10 protein-coding genes are annotated in these 15,520 nt (G+C 29.2%); 1 reads left to right on the top strand and 9 read right to left on the bottom strand.

The features are described 5' to 3' along the window. The 8 genes from SALLE_RS01670 to SALLE_RS01635 form a co-directional block, all read right to left on the bottom strand. A complete protein-coding gene (locus tag SALLE_RS01670; protein ID WP_115557907.1) occupies positions 1 to 2,010 on the bottom strand; it encodes a fructose-specific PTS transporter subunit EIIC in 2,010 nt (669 codons plus the stop codon). Between the two features lie 13 nt (positions 2,011 to 2,023). Next, positions 2,024 to 2,824, bottom strand: coding sequence for a Vmc-like lipoprotein signal peptide domain-containing protein (locus SALLE_RS01665; protein WP_115557906.1), 801 nt, complete (start codon positions 2,822 to 2,824; stop codon positions 2,024 to 2,026). 78 nt (positions 2,825 to 2,902) lie between these two features. After that, complete coding sequence (locus SALLE_RS01660) at positions 2,903 to 3,754, bottom strand: MurR/RpiR family transcriptional regulator (RefSeq protein WP_115557905.1); 852 nt, start codon at positions 3,752 to 3,754, stop codon at positions 2,903 to 2,905. Between the two features lie 119 nt (positions 3,755 to 3,873). Then, the gene (locus SALLE_RS01655) at positions 3,874 to 4,800 is read right to left on the bottom strand and encodes a MurR/RpiR family transcriptional regulator (protein WP_115557904.1); all 927 of its coding nucleotides are present in this window, start codon (positions 4,798 to 4,800) and stop codon (positions 3,874 to 3,876) included. Then, a complete protein-coding gene (locus SALLE_RS01650) occupies positions 4,775 to 6,784 on the bottom strand; it encodes a fructose PTS transporter subunit IIA (protein ID WP_115557903.1) in 2,010 nt (669 codons plus the stop codon). The genes SALLE_RS01655 and SALLE_RS01650 overlap by 26 nt, the downstream gene beginning before the upstream one ends. Continuing rightward, complete coding sequence (locus SALLE_RS01645) at positions 6,785 to 9,466, bottom strand: glycoside hydrolase family 38 N-terminal domain-containing protein (protein ID WP_115557902.1); 2,682 nt, start codon at positions 9,464 to 9,466, stop codon at positions 6,785 to 6,787. It lies immediately after the preceding gene. A gap of 3 nt (positions 9,467 to 9,469) precedes the next feature. Next, entirely contained in the window at positions 9,470 to 12,100 is a 2,631-nt protein-coding gene (locus SALLE_RS01640) for a glycoside hydrolase family 38 N-terminal domain-containing protein (protein ID WP_115557901.1), read from the bottom strand. A 10-nt stretch (positions 12,101 to 12,110) separates the two neighbouring features. Then, a complete protein-coding gene (locus SALLE_RS01635; RefSeq protein ID WP_115557900.1) occupies positions 12,111 to 13,613 on the bottom strand; it encodes an MATE family efflux transporter in 1,503 nt (500 codons plus the stop codon). Positions 13,614 to 13,744: 131 nt separating this feature from the next. On the opposite strand from SALLE_RS01635, the gene SALLE_RS01630 reads away from it, so the two are divergent. Further along, the gene (locus SALLE_RS01630; protein ID WP_115557899.1) at positions 13,745 to 14,389 is read left to right on the top strand and encodes a lipoprotein; all 645 of its coding nucleotides are present in this window, start codon (positions 13,745 to 13,747) and stop codon (positions 14,387 to 14,389) included. Positions 14,390 to 14,439: 50 nt separating this feature from the next. Here the strand turns inward: SALLE_RS01630 and SALLE_RS01625 are convergent, their stop codons facing one another. Next, on the bottom strand, positions 14,440 to 15,516 hold the full coding sequence (locus SALLE_RS01625) for an ABC transporter ATP-binding protein (RefSeq protein WP_115557898.1): 1,077 nt from the start codon (positions 15,514 to 15,516) through the stop codon (positions 14,440 to 14,442). Positions 15,517 to 15,520: the final 4 nt, after the last annotated feature.

Here is a 15,520-nt window from a genome sequence, read left to right as displayed (position 1 = left end):
CTAAACTCCTTTTTTATCTTCCTTTTTCTGTCTAGCTAAAGCTCGTCTTTCTTCGCGATCTTGTAAATCTTGTTGACGTTCTTTTTCTTTTTCTTCTTTTTGGCGAACTTTATTTAAAGCCAACTGTTCTTTATGCTGAGTTTTTTGTAAAGTTAAAAACTCTTTTTGTTCAGCGGTTTTTTTAGTAAAAGTCTTTTTAATTTTGGCGCCTAAACTGGCAAAGTCTTGACCCCATTGTACAAAGTAGTCTTTAATTCCATTTCCAATTCAAGCTCAGTACTCTTTTGAATTTTTACCAAAATTTTTTCATCATATTTTTTGAGAAGCTCCAAATTTTTTAAAGGCGTATTTTGGCTCAGTGAATAAAAGTTTAAAATTTTTACGACGATTTTTACGTTTCAAGCGAGTTTCATTACGATCTTGTAGATACATTTCATATTCCTCACCAGTAATTTTTTTCTTCATTAATCCTGTCAGTAAAGCTGTAATAAAAATCCCTAAGAATATTGGCAGTATTCAAGCCATTGGGTAAAAAGGAGCATTATCCATACGAATATAACCTAAAAACGCCCCCAATGGAGAACCTAGTCCAGCGGCAAATTTTACGTTAAATAATGTAACTCCAACCCCTGCTACCGAAGCTCCAACAACATTGGCAAAAATTACTCTAAAAGGATCAGCAGCGGCAAACGGAATTGCACCTTCAGTAATCCCCATAGCCCCACTTCCTAAAGCTGCGGTACCCATGATTCGTTCATTTTTGGTAAAGCGATCTTTAAACATAACTGTTGATAGCCACATTCCTAATGGAGGGACTGAAATTGCTGCCTGGGTAGCAGTTCCAGGAACAAAGTTAGCATCTCAGAAAGTCCCTCCTTTAGCTAACGCCTCTGCTAGGGTTTGATAAAATATAACAGTTCCAAATACAAGTGCTGTTTTATTAAACGGACCACCAAGGTCAAAGGCAATCATCATCGACAAAATCAAGGCGATAATGATCCCGGTGCCAGCAAATTGGTTGTTAAGATTTTCTAACCCTTCAAACATTGCTAAAACCAATCCAGCAATTGGAACCCCAATTCCAAATTTTACTAACGATGCTATCGCAATTGTTGAGATAATTGGAATAATCATTATCGGCACAATTGGTTGAATAAATTTAGGGAAGCGAATTAATTTTAGTAATTGGACAAAATATCCAGTTAACAATCCCACAACAATTGCCCCAATAAATCCAGCTCCTGGTTCGATAGCTGAATTTTCTGAAACCTGTACGGTTACTCCTAACATTTTGTTATCATTGATAATTCAACCACCCACTAAAGCCGGTGCCAAACCAGGTCGATCGGCAATGGAGTATGCCACAAAACCAGCAAATATAGGCATCATTAATTTGAATCCTAAACTTCCTACATCCATCAGGAATTGGGGAAATACTCGAGTTCCTAATACTCAGTTTTCAGTGTATCACCCTTGGTTATCAACATACTCGGTTTGAAATGCTGATAAATTGGCAATAGCCATTAATAGTCCTGAAGCTATTGTTAATGGCAACATCCAAGAAATTCCTGTCATTAGGTGGGCAAGAACCCCTTTGCGCTTAGTTTTACCAAAGGTTACAAACCCAGCTTTGGTCCCTTTTTTTCCATATTCCACCCCTTTTTCCCAAGCATCATCAATCAACTTACCTGGATTTTTAATTGGTGGATTTACTCCAGTTTGAAAAATTTTTTTACCATTGAAACGTGATAAATCAATTTTTACATCAGCTGCAATTATTACTAAATCAGCATTAGCAATTTCAATATCAGTTAAAACATTTTCAGCTCCAATAGTGCCTTGGGTTTCGACTTTAATATTTAAATTACGACTTTTTGCTTCTTTTGTTAAAGCATCAGCTGCCATATAAGTGTGAGCAATTCCAGCAGCACACGCTGTTACAGCAACAATATTTTTTAGGCTAGCTTGTTTTTCGACAACTTCAACTTCAGTTTCAATTTGTTTTTCCATTTTTTACCTCCTTCTAAGCATTGAATTTAACATCCAAATAAAAACAAACTTTTTTATCACGGTGTTCTGTTTTCTTACTGTTAATTCCAAAAGAGACATTAAATCTAACTATATAGTAATCAGGTCGCAATGATCGAGAAAGATTAAAAATATCGTTATCATCAAAAATTAAGAAATTTTTATCTCAATGTCCCGACTCTTTTTCGACTCCTTTTTCTGTCAATAAATCATTAGCCGCTTTGTCAATCGGTTGATTGCCTGCAATAGGATTTATATCTTCATCAACGGTTCTTTTAAAAGTTGTTACCGGGTTTTGATATTTATCGCTTAACCAATAACTCTCTGAAGTTTCTAATTGAGCATTTTCAACAAAAACATCCGAAACTCGAGTTGTAAAATGGTAGGTCTGAATTTTAGCTGTTAAAGCCTTCATTTCTTCGGTTTGCATTTTTACATCATCTTCTCCAGTGGTAATGCTTTTGCCGCTGTGAATATAGTCAACCATCGTTGAGTTAACTGGATTTACAACAGAATCATTTCATTTTTTTCTTAAATCAATATTTGTTGAATTATTCTCTGTTTTCTTCTGATAATTCATTGTAAAAATTGATTCATCAAATTCTGAATCAGATTTTAAAGTTCCAACCCCGGTATCAGACTGGGGGTTTTCAACAACTTGTTGTTCCACTCATTTCATAACTTGCGAAATTTCTTCAAAACTAATCGGTGGAGTTTTTCACGAACAACTAACAACCGTAGTTGCACTGGTGGTTACTATAGCACTCGAAGCAAGTAATAGTAATAATTTTTTCATTTTAATTCCCTCCTAAATAGAAAATATACCAATATTAGACAAAAAAATAGTATTAACGCATTTTATGGAATTTAATTCCTAATTGTCAATATCATTTTTTTCATATATCCAACTTAACTGCTCATTTACAAAATTTTGTTGACTGTTGGCTGTGGTTTTAATTTTTTGGTACAAAATATTTTTAACTACTGTATTAAAAAATAAAAATGTCTGAAGTGGTGAATAAAAAATCTCATTAGTATAGATATCCGATCTCTTCATAATATTATCAATCAAAATAACTTTATCGGTGAATTGAGCCGCTAGGCAGTTCAGCTTTGAAGTAACCAAATAAATGCAAAGCTCTGAAGCGTTTTTTCGTAAATATCTTAGATATTTTAATAGTTGTTTATTTTTGCCTCGCATTGAAAAAACTATTAAAATATCTTCGTTATTTATTTTTTGAATTAGCTTAGATTTTTCGTAGTCCTCATCATTGACCAAAACAAAAGAGTTATCAATATGATTAAAAGGACCAATAAAATCTAGAGCCGCCAATTTCGAATAGCCAAAGCCCAAGCAAAAGCGACGTTTAGTACGAATAATATCATTGACTAAATCATCAATTATTTTCTTATTTTCCTTTAAAAGATTATTATTTCTCAAATTTGACTGGTTAATAGTTTCAAAAATTCGATCCTCTAATTGTAGTTCTTGATTAAAAATTCTATTAGAATTTATTTGGCCCTGCTCAAAGCTAATGCTCATAATCAATTCCTTTATTCCTTTAATTCCAAGACTATTAAAAAAGTTATAGATAAAACTAATTCCACAGCCATAAATCTTACTAATTTCTTTAATTGACATTGTTTTAAACTCATCAAAATTTTGGTTATAAAAATCTCAAAAATCTCTTTGCTTATCATTCAATTTTTCCAGGTTTAACTTCATTAAATCAACTCCTTATTGACAAATTCATTGTACTACTTTGTCAAAAAAATAAAGGTTTTCTAGTTGATTTGGAATATTATTATCAAAATTTAAAAAAGCAAAGCTGTTGCTTTGCTTTTTTAAGATTTTTTTTCGTCTTTTTTAAGGACATTTTTTTCAGAGCGATAATAATCATTATTATTATCTTTTCATGAATTAAGTTCTGTAATCAATAATTTTAAATTTGAAAATTCTTTCTTGTTTTTATAATATAGTAGAGTCTTTAGGAAATCGTTAAAAATAATGAATGACCTTAGTGGACTTGCCAAAATAATCTCCCCTTTTATTTCTATTTCCATTAAATTATTATGTATAAAGATTGTTCTATTTGAAAGTTCAGGAACCTTGCAATTATAATTTGAAGTTACTAGGTAAGTTTTAACATTAGGTTTAGTTTCTTTTATCAAATTAAATAAAGTTATCGTAAATTCCGAAACTCCTTTAAATGAGTAAAAAATAAATAAATCCTCATCCTCTATTTCTTCAATTATTTGTTTGAAATTACTCTTATTTTTAATAAGTTGGGTACATTTTAGTTCTAATTTTGAAAACATGCCAAATAAATCATTCACTGCTAATAATCCATGACCTTGACCAAAGCCTATTATTTTCTTGGCATTAATTATATCGTCGCACATTTTATCTAATTTTAGATATTGTTCATCCAAAATTAATTTGTTTTCAAAATCGGTTATTTTATTGTTATTAAAAACTAAATTTGTAATTTTATTTTTTAAATTTTCCTCTTTATTAAAGGCTTTATTTATTTTGACAGCATTGTTAATTCCACGTTGTATTCCTAAAAGGAAAATAAATGTTTTTCAGCCATGAACATTTAAACTTGCCAAAAAAGTATAGATGAAACTAATCCCACATCCATACTTTTCTGAAATTTCTTTAATTGATAGTTCTAAAATATCATCTAAATTATTTATTACGAAATTATAAAAATCAACCTGTTTATTGCTTAAATTTTCTAAATTAAATTTTTTGAATTCTTTTTTCATTTTTTACCTTATTCTCATTACTATTTCTTAATGCTAACGTACTTATTATACCTCCAAAAATCGGAGAAGATAAGGTTAGAATTAAAAATCCTATATTGAATGAAGGTAGGTCAAAGCCGCATAATTGTAAGAAATTATCGGTTGAAAATCCGAAAAATACTCCTAAAATATTATTGTAGCCACCAAATGTTTGGATGTGAAATATTCCAATTATAAATCCACAATAGAGAGCTAAAATGTAATTTGAAAGATATGCTTTTCACTTGTATTTTTCAAGTGTTCATAAAGCCCCTTCAGAAATTCCGTTAAATCCCTGTTTACCAGCGGTTTTTGATAATTCCAGTTCTTTGCTTGTTAATTTATTTTTCAATATCAATCCCCTTACTCAAATTGCTATTCCTGGAGTAGAAATCGCTATTACTTGAGCTGTTAAAGGAGTCATTCATGGATTTAATGGACTAATAGCAAACGAATCAATGAAAAATAAAGCAGAGAAAGTTATTGCTCATTTATTTAATGGGCCTCCCATATCGGTTACCATTAGGGCAAAAAACATAGTTGCCATAATAGTTCTAAATCATCAATGATCATTATCCAATTTTATAATGTGTTCAAACAAGAAATTATTAGCAAATGAAATTGAATCAAAACTGTAAAAAACTATTACTAAAACAAGCATAACTAACATAATTTGAAGAAATCATTTAAATCCACCGTTTAACTTACGATTTTTTGCAAAAATCTTTGAGTTTAATTTATAAATGTATAGGTGATATAGCACTGCAAATAATGTAATAATTATTGCACCCATTATTCCTATTGATGCAATCGGTTTAATTAAATCATTATTAAAATAATTAATATTTTTATAAACTGTTATTGCGAATAAAGATCCCCCAACTGCACTAGCAGTCCCTTCAGACTTCGTGAAGCTAAATGTTAGAAAGGCTGCAATAAGTGGTATTCCAGGAATGGCCAAATACTTCAGTAAATTAAGCGAATCAATGAGAAATTTACTTTCATCATTTATTTTATATGCAAACACCATAATCGCGATAATTAGTGCGAATAGTCTGATTATATTGTATGTTTTTCCAGCAGCAAACGAAGCGCTTTGGTGAAGCTTTAGTTTGAAGAAATTATCTATCGACGCTTTAGTTTTATTTATCTTGATATTTCCTTTTAAAATTTCAAAACATTTATCAGTATTTTTGATTGCATCAATTGTTCTGGTACGATAAATATTTTCATGTTTAATATGCTTTAAATCTAAGTTTTTGTCTACTGCTATCAAAACACCTTTTGCCTTTTTCAAATCTTCTTCAGTAATTATGTTTTGATCTCCACGAGCACCATGAGTTTCAACTTTTATTTCAAAATCATTTTCTTTAGCAAATTTTATTAATTTTTGCTCAGCCAAATAAGTGTGAGCTAATCCGAATGTACAAGCAGAAACTGCTACATAAAAGTCTTTTTTACTGTTTGTTGATTCAACAACCTTGGGTGTTTCCTTTTTGTCTTCATCATTAAAAATATTGTTTATAGTTTTAAAAAGATTATTCTTATTTTTCTCAGTTGATAAAATATTAATAAATTTATCATCAAGTAATTTGTTAGCTAGAATGCCTAAAATCTTTAAATGTTCATCTCCAACATTTTCGTTTTCTGGAACTAAAATACAAAAGAATTTATCTGAAACATTTCCATCCATAGCTTTTCAATCAATACCTTTTTTTAGTCTTATAAAAAGAACAGCACTTTTTTTAATATCTTTAAATCTGGTATGAGGTATTGCTATACCATTTTCAAAACCAGTTGATGTTAATTCTTCTCTTTCCTTAATTTTTTTTATTAGCTCTGTTTTATCTTCGCAAATATTATTTTTTAAACAAATTTCAGCAATTTTTTCAAGCAAGTCTTCAACGCCACTTACTTCAACATCTGTTTCCAAATACTGGCTTTGAAAAATATTTTTTTCTGACATTTATTTTTCTCCTTTTTTAATAATTGTTTTAAATTTATTGGCAAGGATAGTTTTTATCAAATCAGTTTCTTTTCGCTCAAGAGAGTTCGCTTCTAAAATTTTTGATTTAGAATCCAATAAATTTAATTTAATTTCTTTTTCAGACGGATTATATAGTCTAAATACATAATCATTTTGATTATACCCTTCTTTAGAACAGGCTACAAAGAAATTTTGGTCTCATGCAAAAATATTTGTAGGAATAGGTTTCTCTTTTAACTGCTCTACTTTTGACATTCAGAATGTTTGACCTTTAAATAAGTAAACAGAAATACTTTGTTTTTGGAAACTTGAAGTGGGCAAGAAATGCATTTTTGACAATATAGGTAAATTCTCTTTATCAGAAATTCTAAAGTTTAAATTGAACTCCATTTCTTCTTGCAAATTACTTTCGGGAGTTGCATAAGGATAATCATTAATACCGCTAGCTCTTCCCGGTCTGTAAGCAAGGCCCCTGCGTCCAATTAAAGAAACTCCTCTAAATAAAGTAACTGCAATTGTAGAAAAATCTTTATTTATAATTTCAAACTCGTTATTTCCAATTGTAAAAATAGCATATTTTGTTTTATTTTCCGGATTTAGATAAACAAGTGACTCACAAGTCTCAATACACACGGGATTATCTTTTCATTTATCTTTTTCTCAACGATTTGAATTCAATTCATCAACTACGGGTCTTTTAATTAAAGAACCTGATTGGTCAGCATAAGAGTATTGATTTTTGGTTTTGGTATCTCAAAGAATTCTTCAACGAATATCCTTCGCTTTATTTAGTAAGTTTATTTTTATATCAACGTTGTCAGAATTAATAAATATTTTTCATAGTATTTTTTGTTCTACCATAACTTTTGATTCTAAGCTTTCATTTACTTTTCATTTTTGTTCAATCAAAATTTCTTTATTATCTTTTACAACAGCGCTTTCAAATGAAACTAATTTATTTATTTTTCCACCATTAATTTTAGATGGTGAGTAGTCATATGTATCACCCGCATCAAACATCGCTTCTAATGAAATAATAGAATTTTTACCATCTTGAATCATAGAGATATCACCATTTTTTAGCAATTCAATTTCGATGTCCTTTACTTTTAATTTATTTGCTAAAACTTTATTAAAAATCTCTTTACCGGTTAAGTTTATTTCATCATCTTCAATTTTAAAGACATCATAAAATAATCCATCTATTTCATGAGTGAAAAATTCTACTTCTGTAACATAAAATCCTTTTTCCTCGCCATTATTAAATTTATAATGAGTTTCATTTTCAATTATAAATTGGTCTCGGTTATAAAATTTTTGACTAATTATTTTAAAATCAATATTACTATTATCCTTTTTAATTAAGAATTTTTTATTTCTTGATACAACAGGCATTAAAACTTTTACTTTTTGTTTAAAGGGCATTGTATTAAAAATAATTAAATCATTTTTTTGCAAGTTTAAAAATTCAGTAATTCTTCTTTTAATTAGTACGGTTTGAGATTCTAACATTGATTGCGCTTGCTTTAGCCTAATAATTATTTCTCTATTGGTTTCGTCTGTACAACTACCACCTAAACTATCATGAGCATGACATTCCAATAATAATTTGTTGGCTTTTTCAAAAATTCTTGCTGGATATTTGCCGGTAAATTTTTTGTAAATCAGCCCCATTGGCTCAGCCTCATTATAAAGTTGGTACTCAACTTTCTTAGAAAGTAATTTAATATCATATCTTGAAGATGCTATTGTTCTATGGGTTCTAGAGTATTGCCCATGTTTCAATTCTCCTTGAATTTGATTTTTAGGTAAATCTTTTGTTCCCTTTTTAATATCTTCACAAAACATATCATAATCACTCAAAACTCATTCGTGTTCTGGGTCTAATTTATTTAGTTCCTTAATGAATAATGGTAATCACTCAATAACTGGTGCTTGGTCAGAACCAAATGGAAAACATAGTATATTACCGGTATTTTTATTAACTTTTTTTCAATTATTCAAATCCTCATGAGTAGTTGAAAATTTTTCAAGATATTCTTTCGCGAGTTCTGGCATGTTATCTTTGTTTCATTTTTTGTAGACTGAATCGAAGGCCCAAAAAGTCAAACCATAACCATATTTGTAAATATTATAGAAGTCAATTTTTGATCCATCAATGCCAGTCCATTCACTGTAAACAGATTTTTCAATGTGGTCCTCATTAACACCTCTTCATTGGATAATGGTGTCACATTCTGTTGATGCTAAAATTTGGGGCATATTTGAATTAAATCCAAACGAGTCTGGAGTATAAGCATTTTTTAAACTGTGCCCGCGCTTTTCTGCTCCCAATTTTCCAATAACCAAGTTTCTAACTATTGATTCTCCGTTGGTGCTAAACATGTCAGGTTGGGTGTATCAAGGTCCAACTAATAATTTTTTATCACTAATTAATTTATTAATAATTTTTTCATCTTCTGGAAAATAGTTCAAGTAGTCATCAACAATTGAAAGTTGACTATCAAAAACTATGCTCTTGAAGCTTTCTGGATTATCGCAAATACTTTTCAATTTTTGAATATTATCAACTAAAAATACTGTTGAAACTTCTTTGGTAAAATATCATTCTTTATCTCAGTGAGTATGTGGGACAAAGTGAATTTTTCATTTCTTTTTCATTTTTTATCCTCTATCTATGGTAAATGTTTTTATTTCATAACCTTTAAAATCTAAATTTATTTTTTTGTTATCACGCTCTAATAAATTAACTTCTTCTCTTATTTTTCATTTCCCCTCATAACTTAAAGTTTCTTCTTTCTTTGATGAGTTAAAAATTCTAACTAAAAACTCATTTTTGGTTTCGTGTTTTTTTATTGATTTAACTATTAAATTTTCATTTTTAACTGTAAATAAATTATCTGTCTGAATTTTTTTAATAAATTCCAGGTCAGAAATAAGAAATCTTTCGAATCTGTTAAAGTATAAATTTAAATTCTGCTTTTGGTAATAAATTGGCTTGGCAATCCTTGATTGTGCTAAATTTCAAATTGATCTTTCAGTTGGAACAATAAATAAGTCAAATTCTAAAATAATTTCTTTTAGAAGTTTTGAATCTTCTGTTGGAATCAAGTAATCACTAGTCCCACTAGCTCTACCGGGTCTTCATAGCAAGTTATTTCTTCCAAGCAGTGATACACTTCTAAATAATGTTAAAGCCAGATTTTGAAAGTTATCACCAATAATTTGATATTCATTTGTTCCTTTGGTAATAACTCCGAATTTATATTCGCTGTTTTTTAAATATACAAAAGATTCATTAGTTTCTATTTCAACAGGTTTCTCATTTCATCCCTTTTCTTTTCAAAATTTATTTTCTTCAAGCAAAACTGGTCTTTTTTCGGTTCCAAATGCTTGATTTGCATATGAATATTTTGAATTTGATATTTGGGAATCAAATAATGCTCTTCATTTGATGTTTTCATTCTTATTATCAAACTTTAATTTGAAATTTATAAAATCATTTTCTTTTACAAAAATATTTATTTCAACTTTCTGTTCTATGCCATTTAATATTGCATAATTATTTTCAATTATAATACGCGAGCAATTTTTAAATTCTTGAATTCTTGAACTCGAACTAATTAGTTTGTTTATAATTAAATTTTCTTCTGTTTCTGGAGAAAAATCGTACGAATCCCCCATATCTCTTTGAGCTTCCAAGGTTAGTTGATTTTTAAAATAAATATTTCTTTTTTTATCAAATAGATTAATAGTCCCGTTTTTATTAATTTCAACTTTTCATTTTGCATTTTCAAATTGATTTTGTTTTTTTCAAACAGGAACTTCGCTTTGTTTTTTATCAATTTCTTGAATTAATATTTTCTTACATTGAAGACCTTCGAAATTTATTTCTTGTAAATTTATTTTTGTTTTTCAGTAACCATCAATCGCTTCTTTAGACTCGCCATTAGTTCCAGTATTTATTTCCAAATTAGGATTAATAAACTCTTGAGATAAAATTATTTTTTCTAACTCAATTTCCTTTTCCATTATTTTAAAATTCTGATTTTTTGTAAAAACAGTCATTTCTAAATCAGTTATAGTTTTTTTAGGATTAGGATTAAAAATTAAAGCGTTATTAATATTGTTATGATTTAAAATGGATTTAAATATTTTTGTAATCTGGGATTCAACTCACTGTTTTGCTCAGTTTAAACGAATAATAACATCTTGATTTGTGGAATCAGTATTGCATCCTCCCAGACTATCGTGAGCATGTGAAGTCAAAGCATTTTTTAGGCTTTTGTTGATTATTTCTTGAGGATAAGTTCCCCCAATTGAATTATAATAAACAGCCAGTGGTTCTAACTTCTCAAAAATTAAATTGTCCACCTCTTTTGATAATTGTTTAATGTCTACCCTTTGAGAACCAATCGTCTTGTGGATTCTTGAGTTTTGCGGACTTTTTAATTCTCCCTTATAATTTGGTAAATCATTTATATCTTTGATAGTTTCAAAGTATTCATCATAACTAGATCAATATCATTCATGAACGTTATCTATTTTATTTAGTTCTGCTAGAAAAAAATCAATGTATTCATTAACTGGGGCTTGATCACCACCAAGTGGTAATAATAAATCCTTTGGAGAAAAAGGATTATATTTCTTAAGTTCTTCTAAAGTATTTTTGAAATCTTTATGAAATTTTTTAGCATAATGTTCGGCATTTTCTTTGCTTAATTCAAGATAAGGAAAGAAACTTCCCATAATCCAATAACCCTTTAGAAAATTGTATGATTTTATTTTTGTTCCATCTAAGCCTTCCCAGTAATGTAGAACCGAGTTGCTCATTTTTTCTTTTGTTATTCCTCTTCAATAAATCATTTCATTCAATTCACAGAGTTTATAAATTTGAGGCATTTGGCTGCTTTGACCAAAAGAATCTGGAACATAAGCATTTTTCATTGAGCTACCAAATTTTTCAGCCATATTTGTACCAATTAGTAGGTTTCTAACAATTGCTTCAGAAGTAGTATTGAATAAGTCGGGCTGTGAATATCATGGACCCAAAATAATTTTTTTATCTTTTAAATTTTTTATTAATTCTTTTTCATCGCCTTCTAGAATTTTATAGTCATCAATAATTGAACTTTGACCATCATAGGTAAAATTTTTAAAAGCTTTATTTGTCTTAATGATGTTATTTAATTTATTTAAATTACCCCTTAATAATAAATCTGAATCTTGTTTAGTAAAGTATCATTCTTTGTCTCAATGAGCATGAGGAACAATATGGATTTTTATTTTTTTCATTGTCTTCTCCTTAAGATATTAAATTTTTTTGTGATGTTTTTAGCCATGCTTTTTTATTTCATAATATTCAATAAATCGAACCTCTGACAATTTCTTCTAATCCTTGAATTGAACAAATTGTCAACATTAATATAATTGCTCGTGAATCAACTAATTCTTGATTTGAATAGTCAAAACTTTTAGGAAATATTAAAGCATTAGCTCCAACTACAAAACCAATATTAAAAATTGATAATGTGATGGCGGCACAAATTACAGGTACGACTGTATATTTCGCTGCTCTTAAACAAGAGAGGCCCACCTGATTCATTGTTCTTCCAAAATCTTGTAGACAAATTATTACCAACATAAATATTCCTACCGAAAAAATAATATCGACTGGAATGTTGTAGATCATAAATAATGGATATGATAATAGAACAACGACTACAGAAAATGGCAAGGCAATTAGTAAGGTTAAGTACCAAAACCGGTTAGCAATTCGTATTTCTCAGTTATCAATTTTTGAACCTATAAGTCGGGCTACAAATATTGAAGATACCTGTCCCAATGACGATGAAAGCAACAATCCAAAATTTGTTATTTGCTGTGCAGCAATCAATGTATTGAATAAAACATCGTCTCTTCCAAATTCGCTGGAGGCTAAAGTAACATATCTTGTTGTAAATGCACCTGCAAAGTTAAAGATTAATGCTTCTATTGCGGTGGGAACTCCAATAATTAATATTAGTTTTGTAATCGACTTGTTTCAACAATTTTTATTATCAGTAAAAATTAACTTGATTTGAAAATGTCTGAAATTCAGAATTAATAACGCTATTGTTAGAAAAATTGCAGAACCCAAACTTCCAAAAGCAGTCCCTATCGCCGCGTAAGGGGTTGTTAAAGCAATTGTTCAAACAATAATTGTATTAACAATGTTTGAGACTACTAAAATTACAAAAATCGTTTTCATTTTACCAATGGCTATTTCAGCACGTTGCGAGACAACATTAATACTTGTTAAAAACAGAATTAGTAAGTTGATATAGTAAATCATATTAGCGGTCTTTCAGTACTCTTCCTCCAAATTAACTCAACGATAAGTAAAATTTTTTATCCCTAAAAGACTAAAAATTACTACCATTGAAATTAAAATATTGAACATCCATCCTGAAAAAATTGCTTTATGAAGTTCATTATCCTTTCCCTGACCAAGCATATTTCCCATAATCACAAATACTCCCGCAGATGCAAAACTTGGTAGAAATATAACTCAGTTGTAAGCAAAATTAGCTTTATTTACAACAGCCGTCCAAACACCTCCATCAATTCATCTTAAAAGTAAACTGTTTAGCATAGCTATAATCACTGTTGAGATCATTTGCAGATAAATTGGTAAAGTTAAAGATCATAGACTCTTATAAAAATTTTTATAATTCAAAAAATTGAGATTAGGATTTTCTTGAATTAGGCTTTGTTCTTGGCTGGTTAATTCCCAGGCAAAACGACTCTCTTTTGGTTCTTTCTTCATTTTATCTCACTTGTGTATACTTTAGATACAATATTATTTTACTATTAATAATTTTGGGATTTTTATTTTTAGAATTTTGGAATATTATTCTAAACCTTAATGTTAAAATTACTAAAAGGAGCAACCAATATATGAAAAGAATTTTAACTATTTTAGCGAGCATTTCTTTGGTTTCCACACCCGCTTTATCTACAGTAAGTTGTTTTGAAATCGGTGATAATGCTTTATTATACTTATCAAGTAAAATAACTGGTGACTATGAATATAGCAATAAGAAAGCAATAATTCACTTTAATAACGAAAACGATGAAAGAGCATATGATTACAGTCCTTTAATAACTGACTTTTTAAAACTAATGGGTAGTGATAAATTTGATACAAATAAGTATCGAGCTTTGCAAATGCAATTTTTAAGTGAAATAGAGTTTTTTGATTATCTAGTAAATGAATCAAATCAAACACCAACCTGAGATTATCAAGTTTTAGATGTAAATCCTCAACCAGCATACAAGGCAAGCCACATTGATAAAAATGATTTAGAAGAAGAATTTGTTCTTTCAAAAATTATTAGAGTAGATAACTATAATCAGACCCCAACACAAAGCAACAAAGATATTTATTTTAAAGATGTTATTGTTAGAGAATGAATTTTTAGCGAGGTTAACGACGGGGTTGGCTTATATTCTTCAACAAAGAATACTAAAAAAGTAGATATTTATGTTCGCAATCAGAATTTAACAGATATTCAAAAAAATGCAATATTAATTGAAAATTAAATTTTAATAAAAATGACTCAATTTGAAAATTGAGTCATTTTTATTTAATATTATCTAATTCTCTTTTGACTTTCACCATCAAATAGGAAATACTTTTCAAAAGTAACATTGATTTTTTGATCAGCTACAATATCTGAGGTATTGGCAACAGTGACAGAAATATTTGAACTATCATCAATAAATCCTTTAATTTCTTTTTCTTTTCCCAAAGATTCAACGTGAATTACCAAAACTTCAGTATCGGTTTTTGACTTTGAAATCTTAATCGATTCACTTCGAACACATAAATAAATTCACTTACTATTTTGACTCTTAATAGTTTCAATTTCAGACTTTGATAATTTGATTTTAATGGTTTTTGATTCATTAACAAAACTTTCGCCTTCCAAAGTTCCTTTATACTGGTTAATTGTTGGATTCCCAATAAAATTGGCCACAAATAGGTTTTCTGGATTTTCATATAAATCATTAGGAGTTCCAACTTGTTGAATTTTTTGGTCATTCATTAAAACAATTTTGGTAGCCATTGTCATAGCTTCAACTTGATCATGGGTAACATAAATTGTGGTTGATTCAAGCGCTTTGTGAATCTTAACTATTTCCGTACGCATTGTCTCTCTTAATTTAGCATCTAAATTAGAAAGTGGTTCATCCATTAAAAACAACTTAGGTTTACGAACAATTGCACGTCCTAAAGCAACTCTTTGGCGTTGTCCTCCTGAAATTTCACTTGGTTTTTTGTACAGCAAGTGAGTAATATTTAGAATTTCAGCCACATCCTTAACACGTTGGTCAATAACATCTTTTTTGGCTTTTTTCATTTTTAGACCAAATCCCATATTTTTATAAACATTCATATGAGGATATAACGCATAACTTTGGAAAACCATGGCAATATCGCGATCTTTGGGTGGCAAATCGTTGGCCCTTTTTTCATCAAACACCAAATCTCCTTTTGTAATTGAGTTAAGTCCGGCTATCATTCTTAGTAAAGTGGTTTTACCACATCCACTGGGACCCAACATTACACAAAAATCTTTATCTTCGATGTTTAAATTAATATTTTCTAGTGTATATAAGGGGTTTCCCTCATATTTTTTTGATAAATTTCTTAATTCTACTTTCATATTA

This window comes from Spiroplasma alleghenense, from assembly GCF_003363775.1.
Classification (GTDB): Bacteria; Bacillota_I; Bacilli_A; order Mycoplasmatales; family Mycoplasmataceae; genus Spiroplasma_B; species Spiroplasma_B alleghenense.
This window is presented reverse-complemented; position numbering and strand designations above follow the sequence as displayed.